General features: G+C 71.0%; 16 protein-coding genes and 1 tRNA gene. 11 read left to right on the forward strand and 6 right to left on the reverse strand.

Translation table 11 applies throughout. The features are described from left to right. The first annotated feature begins 216 nt into the window (after positions 1 to 216). From BH708_RS09760 to BH708_RS09785, 6 genes are all read left to right on the forward strand, one after another. Positions 217 to 2,619: a transglycosylase domain-containing protein gene (locus BH708_RS09760; protein WP_076808405.1), complete on the forward strand. Its 2,403-nt coding sequence runs from the start codon at positions 217 to 219 to the stop codon at positions 2,617 to 2,619. 1 nt (position 2,620) lies between these two features. Next, complete coding sequence (locus tag BH708_RS09765; protein WP_076808406.1) at positions 2,621 to 3,559, forward strand: metallophosphoesterase; 939 nt, start codon at positions 2,621 to 2,623, stop codon at positions 3,557 to 3,559. A 56-nt stretch (positions 3,560 to 3,615) separates the two neighbouring features. Further along, positions 3,616 to 3,692, forward strand: a tRNA-Pro gene (locus tag BH708_RS09770). 627 nt (positions 3,693 to 4,319) lie between these two features. Then, the gene (locus BH708_RS09775) at positions 4,320 to 5,306 is read left to right on the forward strand and encodes a peptidoglycan-binding protein (protein WP_253705534.1); all 987 of its coding nucleotides are present in this window, start codon (positions 4,320 to 4,322) and stop codon (positions 5,304 to 5,306) included. 305 nt (positions 5,307 to 5,611) lie between these two features. Further along, positions 5,612 to 7,021 carry a beta-N-acetylhexosaminidase gene (locus BH708_RS09780; RefSeq protein ID WP_076808408.1) on the forward strand — a complete coding sequence of 470 codons (1,410 nt, stop codon included), beginning with the start codon at positions 5,612 to 5,614 and terminating at the stop codon, positions 7,019 to 7,021. A 1-nt stretch (position 7,022) separates the two neighbouring features. Continuing rightward, entirely contained in the window at positions 7,023 to 7,625 is a 603-nt protein-coding gene (locus BH708_RS09785) for a LytR C-terminal domain-containing protein (protein WP_076808409.1), read from the forward strand. Positions 7,626 to 7,745: 120 nt separating this feature from the next. Here the strand turns inward: BH708_RS09785 and BH708_RS09790 are convergent, their stop codons facing one another. Next, entirely contained in the window at positions 7,746 to 9,710 is a 1,965-nt protein-coding gene (locus BH708_RS09790) for an Ig-like domain-containing protein (RefSeq protein ID WP_076808410.1), read from the reverse strand. Between the two features lie 85 nt (positions 9,711 to 9,795). Here BH708_RS09790 and BH708_RS09795 point away from each other — a divergent pair, with 85 nt between their 5' ends. Next, positions 9,796 to 11,289 carry a phosphotransferase gene (locus BH708_RS09795; protein WP_083713445.1) on the forward strand — a complete coding sequence of 498 codons (1,494 nt, stop codon included), beginning with the start codon at positions 9,796 to 9,798 and terminating at the stop codon, positions 11,287 to 11,289. Here BH708_RS09795 and BH708_RS09800 read toward each other — a convergent pair. The 3 genes from BH708_RS09800 to BH708_RS09810 all read right to left on the reverse strand — a co-directional run bounded on the left by BH708_RS09800 (position 11,252) and on the right by BH708_RS09810 (position 17,675). Next, entirely contained in the window at positions 11,252 to 11,782 is a 531-nt protein-coding gene (locus tag BH708_RS09800) for a hypothetical protein (RefSeq protein WP_076808411.1), read from the reverse strand. The two genes, BH708_RS09795 and BH708_RS09800, sit on opposite strands and share 38 nt — an antisense overlap. Positions 11,783 to 12,108: 326 nt before the next feature. After that, a complete protein-coding gene (locus tag BH708_RS09805; protein WP_253705535.1) occupies positions 12,109 to 15,507 on the reverse strand; it encodes an ATP-binding protein in 3,399 nt (1,132 codons plus the stop codon). Positions 15,508 to 15,596: 89 nt separating this feature from the next. Further along, positions 15,597 to 17,675: an SIP domain-containing protein gene (locus tag BH708_RS09810; protein ID WP_076811085.1), complete on the reverse strand. Its 2,079-nt coding sequence runs from the start codon at positions 17,673 to 17,675 to the stop codon at positions 15,597 to 15,599. A gap of 432 nt (positions 17,676 to 18,107) precedes the next feature. On the opposite strand from BH708_RS09810, the gene BH708_RS09815 reads away from it, so the two are divergent. From BH708_RS09815 to BH708_RS09830, 4 genes are all read left to right on the forward strand, one after another. After that, positions 18,108 to 19,877 (forward strand): glycosyltransferase, encoded by a 1,770-nt coding sequence (locus tag BH708_RS09815; protein ID WP_076808412.1) that lies wholly within the window; start codon positions 18,108 to 18,110, stop codon positions 19,875 to 19,877. A 2-nt stretch (positions 19,878 to 19,879) separates the two neighbouring features. Next, positions 19,880 to 21,130: a CDP-glycerol glycerophosphotransferase family protein gene (locus BH708_RS09820; RefSeq protein WP_076808413.1), complete on the forward strand. Its 1,251-nt coding sequence runs from the start codon at positions 19,880 to 19,882 to the stop codon at positions 21,128 to 21,130. A 224-nt stretch (positions 21,131 to 21,354) separates the two neighbouring features. Beyond that, positions 21,355 to 22,041 carry a 2-C-methyl-D-erythritol 4-phosphate cytidylyltransferase gene (locus BH708_RS09825; RefSeq protein WP_076808414.1) on the forward strand — a complete coding sequence of 229 codons (687 nt, stop codon included), beginning with the start codon at positions 21,355 to 21,357 and terminating at the stop codon, positions 22,039 to 22,041. Next, positions 22,034 to 22,741 (forward strand): SDR family NAD(P)-dependent oxidoreductase, encoded by a 708-nt coding sequence (locus BH708_RS09830; RefSeq protein WP_076808415.1) that lies wholly within the window; start codon positions 22,034 to 22,036, stop codon positions 22,739 to 22,741. Before BH708_RS09825 ends, BH708_RS09830 begins: the two co-directional genes overlap by 8 nt. An 84-nt stretch (positions 22,742 to 22,825) precedes the next feature. Here the strand turns inward: BH708_RS09830 and BH708_RS09835 are convergent, their stop codons facing one another. Together BH708_RS09835 and BH708_RS09840 are read right to left on the reverse strand one after the other, a co-directional pair. Then, complete coding sequence (locus BH708_RS09835) at positions 22,826 to 23,722, reverse strand: ABC transporter ATP-binding protein (RefSeq protein ID WP_076808416.1); 897 nt, start codon at positions 23,720 to 23,722, stop codon at positions 22,826 to 22,828. Further along, entirely contained in the window at positions 23,715 to 24,662 is a 948-nt protein-coding gene (locus BH708_RS09840) for an ABC transporter permease (RefSeq protein ID WP_076808417.1), read from the reverse strand. Before BH708_RS09840 ends, BH708_RS09835 begins: the two co-directional genes overlap by 8 nt. Positions 24,663 to 24,745: the final 83 nt, after the last annotated feature.

The raw sequence follows: 24,745 nt of genomic DNA on the forward strand, positions 1-24,745 counted from the left end.
GTTGACCCGATTTCTTCGACCACTGTAAGGAGACCCTCGCCACAGTGCCAAATTCTCGGGCGGCCGAGACCATTCCGTGATAAAGCGTCCGCGCCGGCACCTCCGCTGGTCGGCCCGTTTCGCGCCCGGTCACATCCCTGCATCGAGTTCGTGAAGATTTGTCCACGCCCGGCCCGCCTCGTGCTCCAGCACACCCGCCCGCCGTACTGTTGGATCATGGCCCGCACTCCGTCCAGCTCCGCCCCCGGACGCTCCCTCCCCGTCGCCCTGGCGCAGACCCTGTACCTGATGCTGGGGATGCTCGCCGTCTCCGCCCTGGCCGGGGTGCTCCTCGCGGCCTTCTTCCTGCCGGCCGTCTCCGCCTCCTCGGCCGTCGCCAAGGACGGGGTGGCGCTGTTCGAGTCCTACCCCTCCGAGCTCGAGGTCGAGCCGCTGAACGAGGCGAGCCGGATCGAGGCGGCCGACGGGTCCCTGCTGGCGACGTTCTACACCGAGAACCGCATCATGGTGCCGCTCGAGGAGATCTCGCCGCACATGCAGCATGCGGTGGTCGCGGTCGAGGACCGCCGTTTCTACGAGCACGGCGGCATCGACCCCAAGGGCATGCTGCGCGCCTTCGCGTCCAACGCGGCCGGTGGCGCCACCCAGGGCGGGTCGACGCTGACGCAGCAGTACGTGAAGAACGCCCTCCTGATGGATGCCGTCCAGCGCAATGACAAGGAGGACCAGCTCGAGGCGACCGAGCAGACCTACGGCCGCAAGCTGCGCGAGGCGAAGCTGGCCATCTCGCTCGAGAAGCAGTGGAGCAAGGACGAGATCCTCAACGCCTACCTCAACGTCGCCCAGTTCGGGCCCTCGCAGTACGGGGTCGAGACCGGGGCGCGCCACTACTTCTCCAAGCACGCCTCGGAGCTCAACCCCGGTGAGGCCGCCCTGCTGGCCGGCGTCACCAACGGTCCGAACCAGTACGACCCCGTCTCCCATCCGGAGGCCGGAGAGAAGCGGCGCAACGAGGTCCTGCGGGACATGCTGGGGCAGGACTTCATCACCCAGCAGGAGTACGACAAGTACACCGAGCAGCCGGTCGAGGACATGCTGGACATCCAGAACGTCCGGGCCGGCTGCACCTCCGCCGGCGCCGACGGCTTCTTCTGTGACTTCGTGACGCGGTCCCTGCTGAACGACCCGGAGTTCGCCCCCACCTACGAGGAGCGGCGCGAGCTGCTCTACGGCGGGGGTCTCACGATCAAGACCACCCTGGACCCCGAGAAGCAGAAGACCGCCAACGACATCCTCCAGCGCAAGGTGCCCGGGGACTCCGAGAGCGGCTTCGGCCACTCGATCGTGACCGTCGAACCGGGAACCGGCAACATCCTGGTGATGGCGGAGAACCGGGAGTTCAACCCCCATGCGGAGGTCGAGCCCGGCGAGACCGCGATCAACTACAACGTCCCCCGGGCGCTGGGCGGCAGCAGCGGCTTCCCCGTCGGCTCGACGTTCAAGCCCCTCGTGCTCCAGCAGTGGCTCAAGAGCGGCCACAGCATCTACGACAAGGTCAGCACGACCCGCGAGCCGATGAAGACCTTCCCGGCCCAGTGCCTCCCGCGCGGGCGGTGGTACGAGGAGCCCGGGTACAACCCGGACAACGCCGTGTCGGTGCCGATCTCGCCGATGGAGACCGTCCTGAACGGCACGAAGTTCTCCATCAACACCGCCTACGCGAACATGGCCCGCCAGCTGGACCTGTGCAAGATCGCTGAAGGCGCCCGCGACATCGGCGTGGTCCCGGCGACGCACAACCCCTATGATCCGGCGACCTGGAACAACGACATCGCCGACGTCTACGGCACCGAGCTGGCCCCCGCCGTGGTGGTCCTCGGTGAGGTGCGCATCTCCGCTCTCGACATGGCGGGCGCCTACGCGACCTGGGCCGCCGGGGGCACCTACTGCACGCCGCAGGCCATCACCGCGGTCATCGACCGCAACGGCGAGGAGATGGAGACCACTGGCGCCGACTGCCACCAGGCGGTCGACAAGGAGGTCGCCGACCAGATCGCCTGGACCCTCCAGCAGGACCTCGAGGACCCGAGGGCCACCGGCAAGGGCAAGATCATCCCCGGCCATCCCGCGGGCGGCAAGACCGGCACCTCCGGGTCGCAGTTCCACACCTGGTACGTCGGCTTCACCCGCCAGATGTCGACCGCCGTGTGGTTCGGCCACCCCAACGCCAACGTCCGCCCCGGCGGGTTCTCGGTCGACGGGAAGATGCTCCGCAGCGGGCACGTCTGGGGCAACACGGTCTCCTTGCCCACCTGGCAGGAGTTCATGACCAAGGCGAGCCAGGGCATGCCCAGCGAACCGTTCCCCGCGAAGCCGAAGAACAAGGACGGCAGCGCCGCGAACGATGCTGTGCAGAAGGGGACGGTGCCCGACGTGGCCGGCATGGTGCTCTCCGAGGCCAAGGCGTCGCTCGAGGCGGCCGGATACTCCTACGAGATCCGCAACGAGCCGTCGAACTCGGTCGGCAAGTGGTATGTGATCGGCACGGACCCCGGCCCGGGGGCCAAGCTGCCGGAGGGCGAGACCGTGGTCATCCGCCAGTCCACCGGACGGGGCTGAGGTGCGCCCCCTCCTCGCTGCTTCCGCCGCAGTGGGCCTGGCAGGACTGGGCGCCGGGGCGGCGGCGCATGGCTGGGCCCGGTATGTCGAGATCCACCAGTACACGCTGCGTGAGATCGAGCTGCGCATCCTACCTCCGGGTGCGCGCACCCGCCGCCTGCTGCACATCAGCGACATCCACCTGATGCCCCAGCAGCACCGCAAGCTCGCCTTCCTCGAGTACCTCGCCGCACTGCGCCCGCACCTGGTCATCGACACCGGGGACAACATCGCCTCGGCCGCATCGGTCCCGGTGCTCGCCCAGGCCCTGGACCCCCTGCTGCGCCGTCCGGGCGCCTTCGTGATGGGGTCGAACGACATGTACGAGCCGGCGCCGAAGAACCCGGCCCGGTACCTGCTGCCCGATGCGCGCCCCGAGGGGCTCACCGAGCGCACCGAGCCCACCCTGCCGACCCCGGAACTGGCGCGCCGCCTGTCGGCGCACGGATGGAAGGACCTCACCAACGCCCGGGCGAGCATCGAGCTGGGCGGGCTGGAGGTCCGGCTCGTCGGGGTCGACGACCCGCACCTCGACCGTGACGAGATACCCCCTGCGTCCGACCCCTCGCCTCCTGTTCCCGAGCACGGCCACGTGCTGCGCCTCGGAGTGGCCCACGCGCCCTACCGTCGCGTGCTGGACGGCTTCGTGGCCGACGGGGCCGATCTGATCCTGGCCGGCCACACCCACGGCGGTCAGCTCCGCGTGCCGGGCTTCGGCGCGCTGGTGACCAACTGCGACCTCCCCCGACAGCAGGCGCGCGGTCTCTCGGACTGGCAGGGAGTGCCCCTGCATGTGAGCGCCGGCCTGGGGGCGAGCCCCTATTCCGACTATCGCCTGTTCACCCCACCCGAGGCGACCTTGCTCACGTTGCGCGCTCCGCGACCCGGACAGCGGTCCTGAGCACTCCGAACCCCTGCTAAAGTTGCTCCTCGGTGCACCGCTTCGGTGGGCACCACCGGGGTGTGGCGCAGCTTGGTAGCGCGCCTCGTTCGGGACGAGGAGGTCGCAGGTTCAAATCCTGTCACCCCGACCACCGGTGCCATGACGGCGCCACCGACGACGGGTCGGAGCTTCGGCTCCGGCCCGTCCTCGCATGGCCGAGCTGTTCGCGCGACGATCTGTCCACCCGGCGCCCAGCCCGCCCCGCCGCTCCGCGCGACCAGGCATGACCCGGACTCGCCCGACCCCGTCCCGGACGCGTCTCGGCCAGGCCCCGGAACGGCCGCGCCACCTTCGAACCACCCCTTTTGCCCCTTTTCATGGCAGGGAATGACAACGCGGTAATTAACACACACAATTCCCGATGCGCGGGAACAACACAGGGGAATTGTCCGAATGTGAGCAAAATCTTGGTAAAGCTATCGGTCATGGTCGGCAAATGTCCCTGGGGGCTGTGTGTGACCTGCACATACAGTGACCAGCGGTGTCCCATGATCAGGGGCGCTGACCGTGTCGCCGCCCACCCGTCACCGGCCCGGTTGCTTCCTCCTCTTCCCTGGGTGACGGGCGCCGGCCTTGCGCGCGCGACGCGTTCGGGCCCGCGAGGCGACGGAGAAAGTGATCGCTTCACATGTTCCGCACAGCTCCTCGAGGCACACACCGGGCAGCCGGCCGTGCCGTGATCGACTATCGGGGCCTCGCCGCTCCGGTCGGTCGAGGCGTGGGAGGCGTCGCCGCCATCGGCGCCGTCTCCGCCACCGCCGCTCTCACGGGCACCGCATCGGCCACGGCCCAGGGCCCGTCCCCGGCGACCATCGGCACCGTCCGTCCCTCGGCTCCGGCCGTGGCGCCGTCGGTGGCACCGGCCGCTCCCCAGTCCCAGTACGCCGGCGTCAAACTGCGCCTCGGCTCCCGCGGCGATGCCGTCCGGCACCTCCAGCGTGAGCTGAACAGCCACGGCGCCTCACTCGCGGTCGACGGCGTGTTCGGGTCCAGGACCCTGGGCGCCGTGAAGAACCTGCAGTCCTCGGCCCGCATCGCCGTGGACGGCGTGGTCGGCCCGCACACCTGGAACGCCCTGGCCGACAGCTCCTCGTCGTCCTCGCAGCCCAAGCTGCGCACGGGCGATCGTGGATCCGCCGTCCGGACGCTCCAGTCCCAGCTCAACGACAGCGGCGCCTCGCTCGCGGTCGACGGCTCGTTCGGACCCAGGACCGCCCAGGCGGTCCGGGCCCTGCAGTCCGCCGCCGGCATCCGCGTGGACACCGTCGTCGGGCCGAACACCTGGGACGCCCTCTACAGCAGCGTCCGGATCTCCGGCGGCTCCGGCGGCGGCTCCGAGTCGGGGGCCTCGGTCAGCGGGCAGGCCATCATCAACGCGGCCCGCGCGCAGACCGGCGTGGGATACCAGTGGGGCGGGGAATCCCCCTCCACCGGGTTCGACTGCTCCGGTCTGGTGCACTACGCGTACAACCAGGCCGGGATCGATCTGCCGCGCAAGACTGCCAAGGGCTATGTCTTCGGCGGGAAGATCATCCCCCGGTCACAGGCACAGCCCGGCGACCTCGTGGCGTTCACGTCGAACAACTACGGCCACATGGGCATCTATGTCGGCAACGGGCGGATCATCGATGCCTCCGGCTCCCGCCAGCAGGTCGTCGAGCGCTCGATCTGGAATGCGCCGCACGTCTTCGTCACCTATCGCTGATCCGCTGATCATCGTGTAGGGGGCGTCCCCAGCCACGACGACCTGCTCGACGCGCCAGCGTCACCGGGAAGGAGCAGGACGTCGTGAAGGAGCCCGGTCGGCATCGCCGACCGGGCTCCTGTGCGTCCGGGGCCCCGAGGGCCGTCCACGGCCCAACGGCGCGTCCCGGCCCCGACCGCGCCTCGCACCCTGCCCTGGGCGCGCCGCATGACCGCGCGGTCCGCCCTTCCCGCACGGCCCACCGTGACGCGCGGGGCGTGGCAAACTGGGTGAGACACACGACATCGCCGTCCCAGGAGAAGTTGATGCCCGATCCCATCGCCCTCGTCCCCCTCCCCCAGTCCGTCATCTGGTCGGACGGCGTGTGGGAGACCAGCGCCCCCTGGGACGGGCTCTCCGTCGGCCTCACCGAGGATCTCCCGCGCACGGAGTACGCGCTGTCGATCTCCCCGCAGGGGGCCAGCCTCACCGCGGGCAGCGAGGCCGCGCTGGCCGACGGCCGCAACACCTTCGCCCAGATCGTCACCGGAGCGGGCGAGGCGATCCCCTGCGTGACCATCAGCGACTACCCGAAGCATGCCTGGCGCGGCATGCACCTGGACGTCTCCCGTCACGTCCGCACCGTGGCCGAGATCGAGACGCTGATCGACGCGATGGCGCTGCACCGTCTGAACATCCTGCACCTGCATCTCACCGACGACCAGGGCTGGCGCGTCGAGATCAAGGGATACCCGAAGCTCACCGAGGTCGGGGCCTGGCGCGAGCAGACCCTGGTCGGCCACATGGGCGCGGACGAGACCTCCTGGGAGTTCGACGGCACACCGCACGGCGGCTCCTACACCCAGGAGGAGCTGCGCGGCCTCGTCGAGTACGCGCGCCGGCGAGGCATCATGATCGTGCCCGAGATCGACCTGCCCGGCCACATGCAGGCAGCCATCGCCGCCTACCCGAACCTCGGGAACTTCCCCGAGCAGCAGGTGGGGGTGCGCGAGGTCTGGGGCATCTCCGACCATGTCCTCGGCGTCTCCGACGAGGTCTTCGACTTCGTGCGGGACGTGCTCACCCAGATCGCCGAGATCTTCCCGGCCCCCTACGTCCACATCGGCGGCGACGAGTGCCCCCGGGTGGAATGGGAGCGCTCACCCGAGGCGCGCACCCGGATGAACGAGTGGGGCCTGACCCGCGTCTCCGAGATCCAGGGACGGTTCACCCAGTTCGCCGCCGACGTCCTCGCCGAGGCGGGCAAGCGCATCATCGCCTGGGACGAGGTGCTCGACAGCCATCTGCCCGACGACACCGTGATCATGAACTGGCGCCACGGGAACGGCCTGAAGACCGCCACCGCCCGGGGGTTCCAGACCATCATCGCCAACAACGAGCACACCTACTTCGACCACTACCAGGCCGATCCGGCGCAGGAGCCGCTCGCCATCGGCGGTCTGACGACCGTCGAGGACGTGTACACGGCCACGCTCTCCCCGCCGAAGCTCACCGACGAGCAGCGCTCGCTGCTGATCGGCGTCCAGGGCCAGCTGTGGTCGGAGTACACGCCCACCGCGGCACAGCTCGAGTACATGGCCTTCCCCCGGATGTGCGCGCTCGCCGAGCGTGCCTGGGGATCGCCCGAGCAGAGCTGGGACGAGTTCGAGGAGCGACTGCGCGGCCATCTGCCGCGCCTGGACGCCTTCGGCATCCGCTACCGCCCGCTGGACTGACATGCCCTCCTCCCACCACGACGCCCATCCCTACGGGAGATCGGCCGACGAGGTCCGGCGCCGCGACCAGCGCGTGCGCCGGACGCGACGCCTCCGCGCGACGCAGCTGGCATTCTTCTCGGTGCTCGCGATCATCCTGGTCGGGATCGGCGCGTACGCCGTGGGGGAGTTCCGGGAACCGGTCGCCGAGCCCGGGGTGATCGCCCCCAAGGGCGACGACGCAGCCCCCTCCGAGCTGACCTGTCCCGAGTCCGGCGCGGTCCCGCTGGACCCCGCCGAGGTCACCGTCACCGTCCTGAACGGCACCAGCCGCAGCGGGCTGGCCGGGGAGACTTCCGAACAGCTCGGCCAGCGCGGATACACCGTCGGGGATCCGGGTAACACCCGCAGCGCCAGCGGTCCGGCCACCATCGTCTACGGCCCCTCGGGCTACCTGGCGGCCCAATCGGTCCTGGCCCAGCTCCCGGAGGCGACGCTGAGCATGGATGACCGCGAGGACGCCACCGTGTCCCTGCTGCTCGGCAGAGGGTTCGACGGACTGGCGGAGGAGTCGGACGCCACCGCCGCCCTCGAGGAGCCGGTCGCGATGCCCGAGGGCTGCTGAGCCGACGACTCCGGCCTCACGGTTCGTCGCTCAGTCCTGCTCTCCCGACCGAACTCCTCCCCCTCGCCCTCCGCCGCCGACTCGTCCCTCGCCGACGACTCCGGCCTCACGGTTCGTCGCTCAGTCCTGCCAGGCGCGCCGGTCGGCCTCCATGCGGGTGCCGATCCACAAGGCGATGCCGCCGCCGAACAGCAGCAGCAGGACGATGGTGCCGTAGACCATCGCGGTGGCGGGCGCCGAGGGCATCAGCCCGGCCAGCAGGCTGTTGATCCCGCTGACCTCGTGACCCGTGTCCGCGGCACCGGTGAGGTTGCGGTCCACCTCGACGACCAGACCGGCGGTGGTCGGGATCCCCTCGCTGTCCCTCACGTGGTACGTGATCGGGGTGGTGCGGCCGACGAACCCCTCAGCCGGGGTGAAGGTGACGGCTCCATTGGCGTTGACCGTGTAGGTGCCCTCGGACGGGATCACCAGGCGCTTGCCCCGTCCGTCCTCCAGCTCGCTGAGATTGGTGGCCTGCAGCGACGAGATCGAGACGGATTCCGGGACCAAGGGCTGGGAGCCGCTGCCCGCGGTGTCGTTGCCGAGCACGTCCACGGTGACCGGGGTCTGCGGCGCGGTGCGCTCCTCGTCATCGCGCATGGTCGCGATCACCGGCGAGACGGTGGCCTGGAAGCTCGCCTCGACCCGGTTGTCCGCGTACACGCCCTGCGCCGTGATGCCCACCGGCGAGGAGACGCCCGTGAAGTTCTCCTGGGGGGTCATGGTCACCGTGCGCGTCTCGACGTCGATCCGCCAGGTGCCCTCCCCCTCGACGACCGCCTCGGTGCGGTCCTCGGAGAGCTCGGCCCCCTCGGGCAGGGCCCCGGGATCGAAGCGCAGGGAATCGGTGCGGACGTCACGGATCCCGGTGGTCAGATCGAAGGTGACCACGTTGCCGGGGGTGGCGGCCGCCTCCCGGTCCATGAGGATCGGGTAGGCGGTGCTGAGCAGCGCGGTCCCGGAGGTGTGGCCCTGCCCGTCCCCGCCGGTGATCCCCATCGGCGCGGTCACCCGCACCTCGGCGCTCTCTGGGGAGAAGCGCACGGTGGCACGGTCGCGGTCCAGCACCCACGAGCCCTGCCCGGGGACCTCGACCTCGGTGCCGTCCTCGGAGACTCTCACGCCGTCCTGCCCGGCCGGCGGCACCAGGCGGAGCGTCTCCGGGTCGACATACTGCTGCCCCTCCCCCACCACGAACAGGATGTCCTCCCCGTACGGTGCCGACCAGTCCAGGTCCGAGATGATCGGGACGGTCAGCTCGACCTCGCCGGCGCCGACGACGGTGCCCTCGGCGTCCTCGACCACGACCCGCACCGGATCCAGCTGGCGCCCGAGCCCCGGCGCCGCCGGGGCGTGACGGAGGGTGTCGCCGTCGGCCGAGAGCTGCCAGATGCCCTGTTCCGGGACCGTCGCGCGGCTCCCGTCGGCCACCAGGGTGGAGCCGGCGGGCAGCCCGGCGAGCTCGAGGCGGACCGAGCCCCCCTCGGGGACCTGGTCGTCCAGCGCGATCTCGGTGGGCTCCTCCGCAGAGCCCCGCGTCGAGATCTGCTCCAGATCCAGCACCTCGGGGGTGAAGACCTCCGGCAGGGAGCGACTGGCGTGGATGCTGCCGACGGTCACGGCGACCGGGGTGCTGGGGCCGTCGACACCGCTGAGCGGGGTGAACACCAGATCGTTCCCGATCAGCGACCACGTGCCCTCCCCGGCCACGGAGATGCTCCGGGCGTCCTCGCCGAGGGTCATCCGGTCCGGGGCGCCCCCGTCGACCGCCTGCGGCACCACCAGCCGCGCGGTGTCGAGTTCGAGTTGGCTCTCGACGTCGTCCTCGACCAGGGAGTCCAGCGGCACTCGCGTGACGGCCCCGGGGACCATGGCGAGGCTCGAGGTCTCGGCCGGGAAGGGGAAGGGGCCGTCCTCCCCCAGCGCCGCGGCGGGCAGTGTCAGAGTCAGGGTCAGCGCCCCGGAGGCGACCAGCGCGGCAAGGCGCGCGACGGCCCTCCTCAGGCCCGCGCGCGCACGGGGACGCGTCGTCTGCTCAGGCACCCGGTCAGGGTAGCAAGGGGAGCTCCGCCCGAGCCGGACGGTCGGTTCCGCCGCCGCCCGGTCCGCGGCCCTCTACAGTGAGGTCATGGACGAGCCGAGCTCACCGGTCCCCTCCACCTCCGCGATCGACGACCCTGCGATCGACACCGCCACGATCGACGTCACCGCCCTGCCGCCCCTGGAGGAGCTGCTCGGCGCACTCACCGATCAGTTGGCGGCCTGGATGCCGACCCAGCGCTGGTACGCCCGCAAGGGCACCGGGACCCCCGCCGTCTCGATCCGAGGCTGGGCACCTCTGCGGGTGGCCGACGACCATATCTCCGTCCTCGTCGTCCTCGCCGCGGCCGTGCCGGGGTCCGGCCCCGGGGACGCCGCCGTCCCCACGCTCTATCAGGTGCCGCTGGTGCTGCGTCGCCCGGACGCTCCTGCCGGGGGTCGTGAGGAGGGCTCGGAGGTCGGTGTGCTGGCGGTCCCGGGCGGGCCCCTGCGCGCGGACGACGCCACCCTCGACGCCGACGGGAGAGCGGCGCTGATCGCCACCCTCGTCTCCGGGGACGGAGCGCTCGGTCCGTCCCTCGCCCTGGCCTCCCATCGGACCACCCCGGACGGCCCGCTCCCGCTGGGTCGTGCGATGCGCAGCCGCCCGCTCGACGGCGAGCAGTCCAACTCCTCGATGATCATCGAGACCGAGGGCGCCTCTCCGCTGATCCTGAAGGTGTTCCGGGTGCTCCAGCACGGGCAGAACCCCGACGTCGTGCTGCAGGGCGCGCTCACCGCCGCGGGCAGCACCCGGGTCCCGCCGCTGGTCGGGTCGGCGACCGTCCGGGTCGGCGAGGTGCGCACCCAGTCGCTGCTGGCCCAGGAGTTCCTGCCCGATGTCGAGGATGCCTGGCACACCGCGCTGCGTCGCGCCCTCGTCGGCGAGGACTTCACCGGGCCGGCCCGGGAGCTCGGCTCCGCCGTCGCCGAGGTCCATCGCGATCTCGCCGCCGCCCTGGGGACCGTCCCCGCCGACGCCGTCCCGATCGCCGAGATGATCGATCAGATGCGCGGCCGCCTCGCGGAGGTCGCGGCGGAGGTCCCCCGGGTCGCCGCACACCGGGCGACGCTCGAGGCGCTGTACGCGGCCGCCGCAGAGATGCCGTGGCCTCCCCTGCAGCGCATCCACGGTGATCTGCACCTGGGGCAGGTGCTGCGGGCCCCGGACCGCGGCTGGGTCCTGCTGGACTTCGAGGGCGAGCCGCTGCGCCCGCTCGCCCAGCGGTCCCGCCCGGACTCCCCCGTGCGGGACGTCGCCGGCATGCTGCGCAGTCTGGACTACGTCTCCGGGGCGGTCGCCCATGAGCACTCCCGGGATGCCGCGGCATGGACCGCCGCCTCCCGTTCGGCCTTCCTGGCCGGATACGGAGCGCTGAGCGGACAGCGGACCGAAGCGCGGGTGCTCGCCGCCTTCGAAGCCGACAAGGCCGTCTACGAGGCGCTGTACGAGGCGCGCAATCGGCCGGACTGGCTGCCGATCCCGCTGGCCGCCCTGGAGCGGATCAGCTCAGCCGCCGCGGAGGCGGGGTCAGCGGGCTGATCGGCGAGGGCGGGCTGGTCGATCCCACCGGACGCAGCGATCCCGGCAGGAAGGGTGCGCTGACGGCACGGACCGCGACCCGCACCCCCACGATCACCTCGAGCAGGTCACCGGTGGCGTCGGTCCAGCTCGCACCGCAGATCCCGTGGGCATCGCTCTCGGAACGGCGATGGAGACCACGCACCGTGGCGACCGCGTCGGCGGCCCCGAGAAGGCGGGCTGCCCCCGCATCCACCCGGCCGGGCACCCCCGAACTGGCCAGCAGCGCGCTGACGTGGCAGAAGGTCTCCATGCCGCGCCAGGACACACCGGAGGAGCGGTCGCGCTGAGGCCGATGGTCCTCGAAGCCGAGCAGGTCGGGCTGCTCCTCGAGCAGCGCGGCCGTGGCAGCGGTGAGCAGGGTGTGGATGCGGGCGTGGGTCTCGTCCTGGCCGACGATCTGCGGGGTCGATCCGGTGGTCCAGGGGGTCGATCCGGTGGGGAGCGCTGACATCGCTGTCCACCTCACGCGTCTCGCACTGTCCGGCCCGACGGCCCTGTTCGGTCCGACGGCGTTCTGCCGGCTCCACCCGACCCGGGCGAATCCGGATCAGGGTATCGGCCCGTACCGGTCCTGCCGATGGGGAGAACTCCCCATGCACACACCAGACTACTTCGTGGTAACACCTCGGGGCGAGTTCGAGCTCTGCGTTCCCGTTGCCATGACGCGCAGAAGGAACGTCACCGCAGAAGTCGCCCGGAGCGAGGGGGCGGTGGGGCTGATGGCGGAGGGGTCGGGGGCGGTGGGGTCGGGGGCGGTGGGGTCGGGGGCGGTGGGGCTCATTCCTCGGTCGGGACGAACTGCACCGGGGCGACCGAGGAGTACCGGTCCTGCCGGATGGAGACCACGCCGACTCCCCCGATGAACGGGGCCAGGGCCTGCGGGTTCTTGCCGGGGTTGGCCAGGATCACCTGGAACCCGAAGTGGCGGAAGGACTCCATGGCGGCGGTGATGAACTTGCCGGCGCCCTTGGAGAAGGCCTCGTCGATGATGATCGGGGCGTAGCGAGGCACCTCGGCACCGGTGCCTGCCAGCTGGTAGCGCAGGGCCGCGGCCAGGCAGAACGTGGCCAGGCGCTCGTTCTGGCCGCCGGAGAGCGGGCCGCCGGACTCGTGGGCGTGGACCACCGTGCCCTCGGCGTCGACCTCCTCGGCGTGGAAGTGCACGTGGCGACGCACATCGAGGATCACCCGGGAGACCTGGTCCTCGCGAGTGCGGGCCGCGCTGATCATGTCCATCAGGTGGCGCAGGGACAAGAAGCGCTCCTCGGCCAGGTCCCGGTCCCGGCTGATGTCGTTCAGCGCGGTGTCCGCGACGGCGTCCTCGAGCGCCCTCTTGAACTCGTCCAGCGCCGCCAGGTGCACCGGTCGCATCGACAGCTGGAGATAGCGGCCGGAGTGGAACTCGACCTGGGCGAGCAGCGCGTTGATGCGCTGGAGGCGTTTGCGGATCTCCGCGGGCTCCCGGGCGATCGCGGTGGCCAGGGCCTGCACGTCGCCGAGGGTGTTGCCGGTGAAGAACTCGAAGAAGCGGTCCTCGACCTCGGGCAGCTTCTCCTCCTCGATCCGCTGCAGGATCGCCAGGAAGTCGTCGACCCCCTCGAGGGTCGGGGCGGTGTCCCCGGCCTGCGCGGGCCAGCGACGGGAGAACTCCCGCATGGCGGTGCGCATGTCCTCCTCCGCGCGGGAGGTGCGGCGGGTCAGCGCCATCAGCTCGGCGTCCAGCGTGGCCGAGGCGTCCTTGGTGACCTGGTCGATGTTGCCGATCACCAGGGACGGGGCGATCGCCCGGAAGCGCTCGGCGAGCTCGGCCTCGACCTCGGGGTCCAGACTGGACTCGGCGACCCGTTCGCGGGCCTCGGCCAGGCGCTCCTCGGCCCGCTCGGTCTGCTCGCCGAGCTTGCCGGCCGTGCGCACCACCTCCAGCAGCTCCTCGTCGGAGTCGGCGATGGAGCGCTCGACCTCGTCGATCTGCCGGGCCAGCTCGCTGAGCGCGGCGGAGCCGTCCTCGGCGGCACGCACCATGTCGCCCAGGTTCGCGATCCGACGCGCGACCGAGGCGGCGTCGATGTCGTCCCACTCGACCGCGCTGATCGACTGCAGGGCGTAGAGCCGCTCCCGGCGCTGCTCGCGCTCGGTCTCGACGTCCTTGCGGCGCGCCTGCGCCTCGAACAGCTCCTGCTCGGCGCGGGTGCGCTCGGCCTCGAACACGGCGCGCTTGGCCCGGTTGTCGAAGCCGAGCACCCACTGCGAGCGGTCGTTGATGCGGCGGTCGGCATTCTTCTCGTGGCGGCTGGCGGAGTGCTTGATCTGGCCCGACCGCAGCACCGCCCGGTTCAGCCGCGTGAACTCCTCGAGGGACTCCGCACAGGTGTAGTCCATGCGGGAAGCGATCTCATGGCTGAGCCAGACGTGGAACTCGCCGTCCTTGACGTCGAGCTTGGCGGCCAGGGACCGCTCGTCGATCGACTTCGCGGGGCGGCGCAGGTCGGTGTTGACCCGGTTGTAGGAGATGCGACGGCGCAGCTTGGTGCGGTCGATGACCGCGGCGACCTCCCGGTAGACGCGGTCCGGCACCAGGATCGAGCGGGCCAGGCCGCGCAGCGCCTGCTCGGCGGCGGCGGTCCATTCCTCCTCGCCCGTGCGCACCTGCAGGAGTTCGGCGGCGAAGGGCAGCTCGGTGGGGGCGATCCCCACCTCGGCGGCGATGTGATCGCGCAGGGCGACGTCCTCGGAATGCAGGTTCGAGGCGCGGGCGGTGAGCGAGGCCAGCTCCTCCCGGGTGCTCTCGAGGGTGGCGGACAGCTCCCGGACCCGCGCCTCCGCCTCCCAGCGGGCGGCGTCCGCCCCCTTCTCCTCGGTCTCGAGGGACTCGCGCAGGGCCTCGACCTCGCGCTGCAGGGCGAGGAAGAGGTCCTCCCCGGCGGGGGTGCGCAACTCGACCGTGGCCAGCTGCGCCGCGAACTCGGTGCCGCGCTCGCGACGACGGTCGCGCTCGACCTCGAGGCCGGCGATCTGCTGCTTCCAGTCGTCGATCTCGCCGCCGCCGGCCCGCTTGCGCTGCTCCTTGAGCTGAGTGAGGTCCGAGCGGGCCTCGGCGACGTCCTGGGTCAGGCGGCGCTGCTGGGCGCCGAGGCTGTCGCGCTCCAGCTGGAGACGCTCGGTCTCCTCACCCAGCAGGCGCACCAGGTGCTGAGCGGCGTACACGTCGATGTCGGCCCGACGGTCCACCAGCGCCCCGCCGCGCTCGCGCATGGCGGACCAGTCCTCATGGTTGCCGCGCAGGCCGCGCAGCAGGTCCCGCTGCTCGCGGGCGGTGACCAGCGCCTCGTACACCTCGGAGAGGTTCTGGAAGTTCGCCAGCGCCTGGTCGGCGAGCTCGAAGGTACGGGGCGCATCGAGCATGTAGTCGCGCAGCAGGGCGTTGACGTCGCCGAGCTCCTTGGCGGACTGGATCTTGTGCAGCAGCCCCAGCGCCTTCTCGTCCGGGATGCCCAGCAGCTGGCAGAAGGCGGCCCGGTACTCGCGGAACTGGCGGAAGGTGTCGGTGCCGGGGTGGGCGGCCTCGAGCGCCTTGCCCTCGATCTGGGAGGAGACGAACTGGCGCAGGTCGGTGACGTCCAGCGGCGTGCGGGAGATGACGTACAGGCTCTTGACGTCGGAGTCGGAGCTGTGGCCCGCATGCAGCAGGAGCAGCCTCGAGAGCTGGACGGTGCCGCCCATCCCGTCGCCGTAACGCAGCGTGAGCACCGACAGAGTCGTCTTCTCCCGCAGCACCTCCTGGCTGAACTCGCCGGTGGCCTGGTCGTAGTGCATCGCCCAGGCGCCGCGCACGTAGCTGGCCACGGTGCGGCGGTACTTCGAGCGCGCCGGGCCCGCGTCGGAGGCCGCGGCGTTGAACTGCAGCGAGCGCGGCGGGGTGAGCAGGGCGCTGATCGCGTCCAGCAGGGTCGACTTGCCCGTGCCGGGCCCGCCGGTGAGGAAGTACCCCTTGGGCGAGATCGGCAGGTCGTGGGTGCCGTGGAAGGTCCCCCAGTTCGAGACCTGGACCGCGGTCAGGCGCCACTGCCCCGGATGCGGATGATCGGGGTCGCGCGGGGCGCTCTGCGCGGTCTCGTCGGCCTCGGGCATGCCCGGCAGGTCGAGGCCGTCCTGGGCGGTGTCGGTCGCGGAAGTCACGCGGCCAGACTACTAAGGAGCGCGGTGTGCGCGGGCCCGGTCGCGGTCGGCGCGGGCCGCGTCGTGGCCGGCGCGGGCATCTCGCGCACTCAGCCCTCCGGCCGGCCCTGGCGCCAGTACCCCATGAAGGAGACCTGGCGGCGGTCGATGCCGAGCTCGGAGACGAGGTGACGGCGCAGCGTCTTGATGGTGCCCGCCTCTCCCGCGAGCCAGGCGTAGAAGGCGCCATGACCGGTGGTGGTCTCCCACAGAATGCTGGAGTCGATGTCTATGTCCTCGAGCTCCGCGCGCTCGGAGGTGTCGCCGGTGCCATCGAGGCCGAGGCCGGCCTCGATCCGGAAGGCCTGGGCGCCCTCGCACATCAGCCGCCGCACCTCCGCGGTCATCAGCTCACCGTGGGGTCGCTCGCCGCGGGCGAGCCAGGTGACCTGGACGCCCGAGCGGGTGAGCACCTGCTGCTGGTCGGAGGCGTCGGGCACCTCGATCACGGCGTGCCCGGCGATCGACTCCGGCAGGGCCTCCAGGATCGAGCAGATCGCGGGGGCGGCGGTCTCGTCGCCGATCAGCAGCACGGTGCGGGCCGCGCCGGGGCGGAACTCGATGCCTCCGTAGTCCGGGCCGACGACGTGCCGGTTGGGGCCGAGCATCGAGATGGTGTCGCCCACGCGGGCGTCGCGGGCCCAGCGGGCGGCGACGCCGCTGCCGGGGAGCTCCTCCGCATCGAGGTGGAGGACCACGTCGATGTCGATCTCGGGGTGCTCGGTGAGGTTGCCGGGGTGGCCGGCCCCGCGCTGCGCCCGCACCGTGTAGGTGCGCATCCAGCCGCGGTCGGCGGGATCGATCCGCAGCCAGGTGCGGTACCACTCGGCGTGGGTGGCGGGATCGAGCAGGGCGCCCGGCCGCACGGCGGCGAAGTGGTCGGCCAACTCCTCGGGGCCCGGGATGATCAGCTTGATCCGCATGTCCAGCGGATGCCCGCCGGCGCCGAAGTGCACCAGGTCCGGGGAGGTGAGCGTGAACCGCAGCAGGTTCTTCCCGATCGGCGTGATGGCTCCGACCCGCAGCTCGTAGGCCAGCTGAGGGCTGGCTTCGAGAGCGGGGGCCAGAGCGGGCACGGTGGTGGTGGCGACCGCCGCTGCGCTCGCGCTGGCGGCGGTCGCGGCACGGTGGGCGGCGGCCGCTGTGGCCTGGGTGGTCGTCGTCATGGCGTCCTCCTGGGTGACGGCGGGGGCGGAGCGGTCCTCCGCAGCGGTGTGGTCGGGGGCGGTGCGGGGGTCGGGGACGTCACGTGCGGCGGCGGGCCGCAGGGCCGCCACGTCGGCGTCGAAGCTCTCGCGGCCCAGCGGGAGCACCATCGGGCTGCCGGTCACGGGGTCGGGCACCACGAGGGCGTCGAGATCGAAGACCTCCCGGACCATCGGCGCGGTGATCACGTCGGCAGGAGCGCCCTCGGAGTGGATCTCGCCGTCCAGCACCGCGACCAGATGGTCCGCGTAGCGGGCGGCTAGGCCGAGGTCGTGCAGGACGATGCCGACGGTGGTGCCGAGACGACGGTTGAGCTCCCGGACCACGTCGAGCACCTCGAGCTGATGAGTGACGTCGAGGTAGGTGGTGGGCTCGTCCAGCAGCAGCACCTCGGTCTCCTGGGCCAGCGCCATCGCGATCCAGACCCGTTGGCGCTGCCCGCCGGAGAGCTCGGAGACGGGGCGGTCGGTCAGCTCCTCGCTGCGGGTGGCGGCCAGGGCCTCCTGGACGGCCCGCTCGTCCTGCTCGTGCCATCGCGGGACCAGGCCCTGGTGGGGGAAGCGCCCGCGGGAGACGAGTTCGCGCACGGTGACGCCGTCGGGGGCCTGAGGGGACTGCGGCAGCAGGCCCAGGCGACGGGCGAGACTCTTGCCGCCCAGGGAGTGGATGTCGGTGCCGTCCAGCAGGACGTCGCCGCGGCGCGGAGTCATCAGCCGCGACAGTCCGCGCAGCACGGTGGACTTCCCGCTGCCGTTGGCGCCGACGATGATCGTGATGCGCCCCTCCGGCAGGCCCAGGCTGAGGTCGTGGACGACCTCGCGCCGGTCGTAGGCCAGATGGAGGCGGCGCGCTTCGAGCAGCGCTCGGGGCGGAGCATCCTGGTCGGCCGGGCGCGCCGCGAGGGGGTCACGGGTGCGCGTCATGTCGAGCGTCACTGCGGCTCCTCCCGGGATGGCATCACCGGATCGACGATGGTGCGGCAAACCTGACCTTATTCCGCAAGCCGCACGGCGCGCAATTGCCTCTCGCGCCCGCACCGCGTTCGCGCCGCGTCGATGCACGCCGCAGGAGGGAGGACGGCTCCAGGTGCGACAGGCATCACGTCCGCGGGGCCGACGAGCAGACCCGCCCCTCCGGCCCGCCCGAGCGTCCACGGACGGGGCGTCACCAGCGGGAGAAGCTCTCACGCGGCACACGCAGGGGTCCCGTGCACCCGTGGCTGGCGTTGATATAGTCCCGGCACCGATGAGGTGATGCTGTCGCCACCGCGGCGATCGGCCCTGCTCGACCGCCTTCCGGTTCGCCGTGCACGGCGAGCAGTGGTGGAGCCTGTCAGCCGACGGTGAGGAGTATCGATGCAGGACGCGCGGACCGTTTCGCGTCGGCCGGAAGAGCCCGGCCGCGACCACGGCACCGACCCATCTGCCGGCGCGACGCCGCTGACCCTGCAGACCTCCCCCTTGGACCCCGCGACCTCTCTCTGGGGCCAGGCCTTCCCCGCCGCCTGGTGGCGGCCGGTCCTGGCCGGGCGGTCGGTGACCGTGAGCGTCGAGGGCGGGGCCGCCGCTCTGCGGGGCTCCCGGGACGGCCACGCCCTGCGGCTGGGGCCGATCATGGACGGCCGGCGCGAGCTGACCGAGGACGACCTCGACGCGGACTGGCTCTGGGTCGAGGGCGATGCGACGGCGGCGACCTGGAGCATCATGGCCGAGATCACCCTGCCTCCGGTGACCGTGGTGGTCCCCACCTACCGCCGCGAGGCGGACGCGAGGGAGCAGGCCCGCCGTTTCGCCGGTATGGACGTCGTGAGCACCGTGGTGGTGATCGACCAGGGCAGCACCTTGGCCGAGGACGCCGCCTTCACCCGACTGCGCGCCGCCACCGACGCGATCCGCCTGGTGTCCCAGGAGAACCTGGGCGGCTCGGGGGGATACGCCCGGGGCATGCTCGAGGCCGCCGACGACCCCGGCGCCGCCGTGCTGTTCTCCGACGACGACGCCGTCCTCAGCGAGGAGTCGCTGCGGCGGATGCTCACCTACCAGGCGCTGGCCGGGCGGCCCACGATCCTCGGAACCCCGCTGTTCTCCTCCACCACCCCCACCCGACTGGTCGCCCATTCCGAGACCGTGCGCACCGGGGTCTTCCAGTGGCAGCCCGCCGATCGCCTCGGGGACGGCGTCGACCTGGCCGGGACCATCCCGCCGCAATGGACCTTCCTCTCCCCCGGCTCGGCCGTGAACTACACCGGCTGGTGGGGCACCCTGTTCCCGCCCGGGACCATCGCGGACCTGGGCCTGCCCGCGCCCCTGTTCCTGAAGTGGGACGACGCCGAGTACGGTCTGCGCGCCGCCGCGCACGGGTACGCGCATGCGGTGCTGCCGGGCACCTCCGTGCACCATCCTCCGTGGAACGCCTACCGCACGCAGATGACGTGGACCGCGCGCGTGCTGCACCGCAATCGCCTCGCGATCGCCGCCGCCTACGGCGCCGGGCGCGGCGTGGTCCTCTCCTCGCTGCTGCACCAGGTCAAGCACGCCCTGGCCGGTCACCTGCTGACCGCCGAGCTCTGGGAGGAAGGCATCGCCGCCTTCCGGGCGGGCCCCGACGCCTGGCTGGGCAGCGACCTGCACCGCGCCCGGACCGAGGGGGCCCGGGTCGCGGAGGCGTGGCACACCGAGCACGACGTCGACCGGACCACGACCCCGACGCGCGTCGGGCCGCTGCCCCTGCTGCCGGCCCTGCTGCGTGCGGTGGTGCGGATGCTGCGGCCCGACCGTCCGCCGCAGGTGGTCCTGGCCGTCGATGCCGACGCGGTGCACTGGCGCACGACGATGGGGGCCGACACGGTGATCATCACCGAGGACGGCCGGCCGCTGACGGCGTTCACGGTGCCCGGTTCCGACGCCCGACGCTCCCTGGCACGGACACTGCGCTCGCACCTCGACCTCGCCGTGTCCTGGGGGAGACTGCGCCGCCGGTACCATCGGGCCCTTCCTCGGCACACCACCGCCGACTCCTGGGCCGCCCTGATCGGCACGGACCGCAGCACCGGACCGAGATCGCCGGACAGCCCGACGAGCCCGACCCCCTCGACCGACCCGACCCGAACGACGCAGAGGACGTGATCATGCCGGCACGCGGGAACGCCCTCCGCCGCAGGGTGCGCAGCCTCGGCGGCAAGCTGCTGCGCCGCTATCGCCTGCTGCCCGGCGGGATGCCCGACGGCCTCGGGGACGACGAGGCCCTCCGCGGAGCGAGCCTGGACGGTGAGGTGATCGTGTACTTCCCCGACACGATCGACAGCCTCTATCAACTGCGCAGCTGGTACGGGCCGCTGCGCGAGCTGGACGCGGCCCAGGGCGTGACCATCGTGTGCATGGACTCCCGCACCGCCGCCGCGATCCGTGAGGAGAGCTCGCTGACGACGGTGACCATCGCCCTGGACGCCACGCTGGATGCGATCATCCTGCGCAGCGGCACCAAGCTGGTGCTGTACGTGAACTTCAACCCGCTGAACACAGCGGCCCTGCGCTCACGCTCGGCGATCCACATCTCGCTGCTGCACGGCGACTCCGACAAGGCGGTCTCCGTCTCCAACCAGGTCAAGGCCTACGACTACTCCTTCGTCGCCGGCCAGGCTGCGATCGACCGGCTGGAGCGATACACCTCCCTGTTCGACGCGGCCGCCCGCTGCATCCCGATCGGTCGCCCCTCGCTGGACACCGACTCGGTGCCCCGCAGCCCCGGCGCCCACGACCGCCCGGTGGTGCTCTATGCCCCGACCTGGGAGGGTGGCCAGGCCTCCGTCGGGTACTGCTCCCTGCTCACCCACGCGGAGCCGACGGTCGCCTCCCTGGTCCGGTCCGGGATCGAGGTCATCTACCGCCCCCACCCGCTCACCGGGGTCCGGGTGCCCGAGTACGGGGAGGCCGACGCCGCGCTGCGCGCGCAGGTGGAGGCCGCCGGCTCGCTGGTCAGCACGGACCGTTCCCTGCAGCAGGACTTCGCCGATGCGGATCTGCTGCTGTGCGACGTCTCCGCCGTGGCGAACGACTGGTTGCCCACGGGCAGACCGCTGATCATCACCCGCTCCACCGATCCGCAGGCGCACGATGCCGCCACCGAGCTGCTCGGCGTGGTGCCGCGCCTGACCGCCGCGGACGCGGCCGACGCCGGGCGGACGACGCACGAGCTGATCGAGCACGACCCGCTGCGGGAGAAGCGGATCGAGCTGACCGAGTACTACCTCGGGGACACCACCCCCGGCGCCTCCCTGCAACGGTTCCTGGATGCCTGCCGCCACCTGTCCGCCCGCCGGGACGAACTGTGGAGTCGGATCCAGGAGAACGAGGGCATCGCCTCCCCCGAGGCGAGCTGAGCCGCCCGCTGACGCGGGAGCCGAACCGATCGATCGCGAGTGAGGGACGAGTGAGGGATGAGACTCGCCCTCCCGTGTGCCGCCCGGGAAAGCCACCGCGGACTTGTACAGTGAACGCCACGGGCCGTCCCGGTGACAGCCCCGTGAACTCGACGGATGCGGGCCTGTGACCAGGTGACCCGTCACCTGTGCGCCGACCCGCCACCCCGCACGAAGGAACCCATATGTACTCACTCATCCTCCTCAACGGTGGGATAGGCTCTCGCACCGGTGCGAACCAGCCGAAACAGCTCCTCAAACTCCGAGGGATACCGATCCTGGTGTACGCACTCGTCACCGCGGACCGGGTCGAGCAGATCTCGCAGATCGTGGTGAACTACCCCCCGGATTGGCGCGGGCAGGTCGAGGAGGTCCTCGAGGCCTATGCGATCTCGACGCCGGTCACGCTGGTGGAGGCCGGGGAGTCCCGGCACTCCTCGGTCGCCGCGATGCTCCCGCACTGCACCAACGACGACGTGATCATCCACGAGTCGGCGCGTCCCCTGGTGCAGACCTCCGACTTCCAGCGGCTGATCGACTCGGATCATCGCAACGTCTCGCTGATGTCCGAGATCTCCTTCACGGTCGCTCCCGTGGACCCGGAGACCTCCGCGGTCACCGGCTCCCTCGAGCGCGATCGGCTGCGCAACGTGCAGCTGCCGCAGAAGTTCTCGAAGTCCGACCTGCAGGGTGCGCACACGCGGGCCCTGGAGCGGGAGACCGAGTACACCGAGGACGCCACGCTGGTCGCCGACAGCGGGTTCCCCGTCCACTTCGTCGACGGCTCGGACCGCAACTTCAAGGTCACCACCAGCACCGATCTGAAGATGGCAGGATTCCTCCTGCGACCCGAGGAGGACGACGATGAGTAAGACCGCGCTCGTCACCGGAGCATCGCGAGGCATCGGCCTCGAGACCACACGCCGCTTCATCCTCAACAACGACGACATCACCACCGTGGTGATGTGCGCGCGTGACTCCGAGGACTTCGACCACAACGTCGCCGAGCTCGAGAAGGAGCTGCCCATCGGGCGCCGGATCGTGCCGATCAAGGTCGACGTCGGCGACCGCCCGGCCCTGAAGAAGGCGATCAAGCAGGCGCACGCCGAGGTCGGCAACATCGACGTGCTGGTCAACAACGCCGGATACACCAATCCGGTGCCGCTCCAGCAGGTCAAGATGGCCGACTTCGAGAAGACGATCAACGTGAACCTCTACGGTCCGTTCACCATCGTCAAGACGCTGCTGAACCGGGGCAACCGCTTCGATCTCATCGTCAACATCGCCTCGACCGCCGGTATCAACGGCCGCTCCGGCTGGCTCACGTACTCGGCCTCGAAGGCCGCCGTGATCAACATGAGCCAGGTGATGCGCGAGGAGCTGTCCATCTACGGCACCCGCGTCGTGTGCCTCTCCCCCGGGCGCACGGCGACGGACCTGCGCAAGACGCTCGCCCCGGACGAGGATCCCAGCACGATCATGCAGCCCGAGCACGTCGCCCAGGTCATCAACACGATGTCCTCGCCGGTGGGCCGCTTCATCGATTCGGAGAACATCGTCGTGCGTCAATGACCCCGGCGCGTTCATGACGCAGGGCCCGTGCACCACTGGTGCACGGGCCCTGCTCTCGTCCGGCGCGGGAACCGCCGCGGGGCCTCAGCCCTCTTTCCCGGCCTTCGCAGCCTTCGCGGCGGAACGCTTGCGCTGCGCGTTCCGTGCGTGGACGTACTCCTTGTAGGTCTGGCACACCTCGCGCGAATCGCCGTCCATCACCAGTCGGCCCTCATGGACCCACAGCACCCGCGTGCACATGCTCTGGACCGTCGCCAGCGAGTGGCTGACCAGGAAGACGGTGCCCGCGGACTGCCGGATCTCGTCCATCCGGGCCTTGCTCTTGGCGCGGAAGTGGGCGTCGCCGGTGGCCAGCGCCTCGTCGATCATGAGGATGTCCGGTACCGCGGAGGCGGAGATGGCGAAACGCAGCCGCGCCCCCATGCCGGAGGAATAGGACTTCATCGGCAGGTTCACGAAGTCGCCGATCTCGGCGAAGTCGACGATCTCCTGGTACTTGGCCCGGGTCTCCTCGAGGGTCAGACCGTTGGCGAGTGCGCCGATCATGATGTTGCGCTCGCCGGTGAGGTCCTTCATGAGCACGGCGTTCACACCGAGCAGCGAGGGGTTGCTGGCGACGTGCACCGTCCCCCCCGCCGGGGGCACGAGCCCTGCGATGGCGCGCAGCAGGGTCGACTTGCCCGAGCCGTTCACGCCGATGATGCCGATGGCCTCGCCGTGGCGGGCGGCGAAGGAGATCCCCTTGATCGCCTTGACCTCACGGACCGGCGGGTCCGCGGCGCCGCGGCGCGCCAGGCGGCCCAGCAGGCCGGACTTCCGCCCCGGTCCGTGCCCGACCTTCTTCGCGCCGAAAACGCGATAGGACACGTGCAGATCGTTGACCAGCAGGGAGAGCTGGTCCGAGGGGATCTCCTCGGGCGGCGCCTGGTCCAGGTCCTCCGGATCGATCTCGAAGTCGATCTCGTCATGGGTATCAGTCACGTCCGTACCGCTCCTCTCCGCCCCAGAACACGAGGAATCCGATGACGCTGAACAGCACCGCCCAGATGACCCCGAACAGCCACATCGTGGCATCGGGGGTGTACGCGGGCTCGTTCAGCAGCGAGGAGCGCACCAGGTAGAGGTACACGGCCACCGGCTGGTACTCCAGGATCCACCCCCAGCTGAACACGCCCACGACCCGCTCCATGGAGAAGATCACGCCGGAGGCGTACATCAGCACCCGCATGACGTGGGGCAGCAGGTTGTCCAGGTCCGGCGTCATCGCGACCCACCGCGCCACCATGAAGGCGCAGCCCGTCGAGAAGATCCACATCAGGATCACCGCCGGGATCAGCAGCAGCCAGTACCAGTCGATCGTGACCTTCCCCGCGATGGGCAGGAACCCGGAGAGGTACGAGATCACACACATGACCACCAGGGCCGGGCCCAGGACGGTGAGCTCCGCGAGCACGCCGGCGATCGGGAGCACCGCACGGGGGAACTGCACCGAGCGCACCAGGTTCATGTTCTTGTTCAGCGAGTGGGCGCCGGCCATGACCGAGCGCTCGAAGAAGCGGAACATGAACACGCCGACCACGATGAACGCGATCGTGTTCTCGATCCCCTGCCGGCCGATCTGCAGCAGGAACCCGAAGATCAGCACGTACACCGACGCGTTGATGATCGGCGAGATCAGCGTCCAGACCTGACCCAGGTAGGTGCCCTGGTTCTCGGAATACGCCTTGGACACGGCCATCACCCGGATGAACGCGCGACGCTCCCACAGCTCCTTGAAGTACGCACCCAGCCGGGGGCGGACCCCGATCGCCTCGAGAGCGTTGTCCCGGACGGCGGCGTCCACGGCGGACGGTGCGAAGGTGCGCTCCAGCGGGGGCGGCACCGTCGGTACTGCCTCGAGCCCTGGCTCGACATTCGTCAAGACGCTGCTCCCATCTCGCCGAGGGCGATTGCTTCGCGGCCGTACGGTCCTCGGACTGTCGTTCATGATAGCGACGGGGCCGT

Origin of the sequence: Brachybacterium sp. P6-10-X1 (assembly GCF_001969445.1) — a bacterium.
GTDB lineage: Bacteria > Actinomycetota > Actinomycetes > Actinomycetales > Dermabacteraceae > Brachybacterium.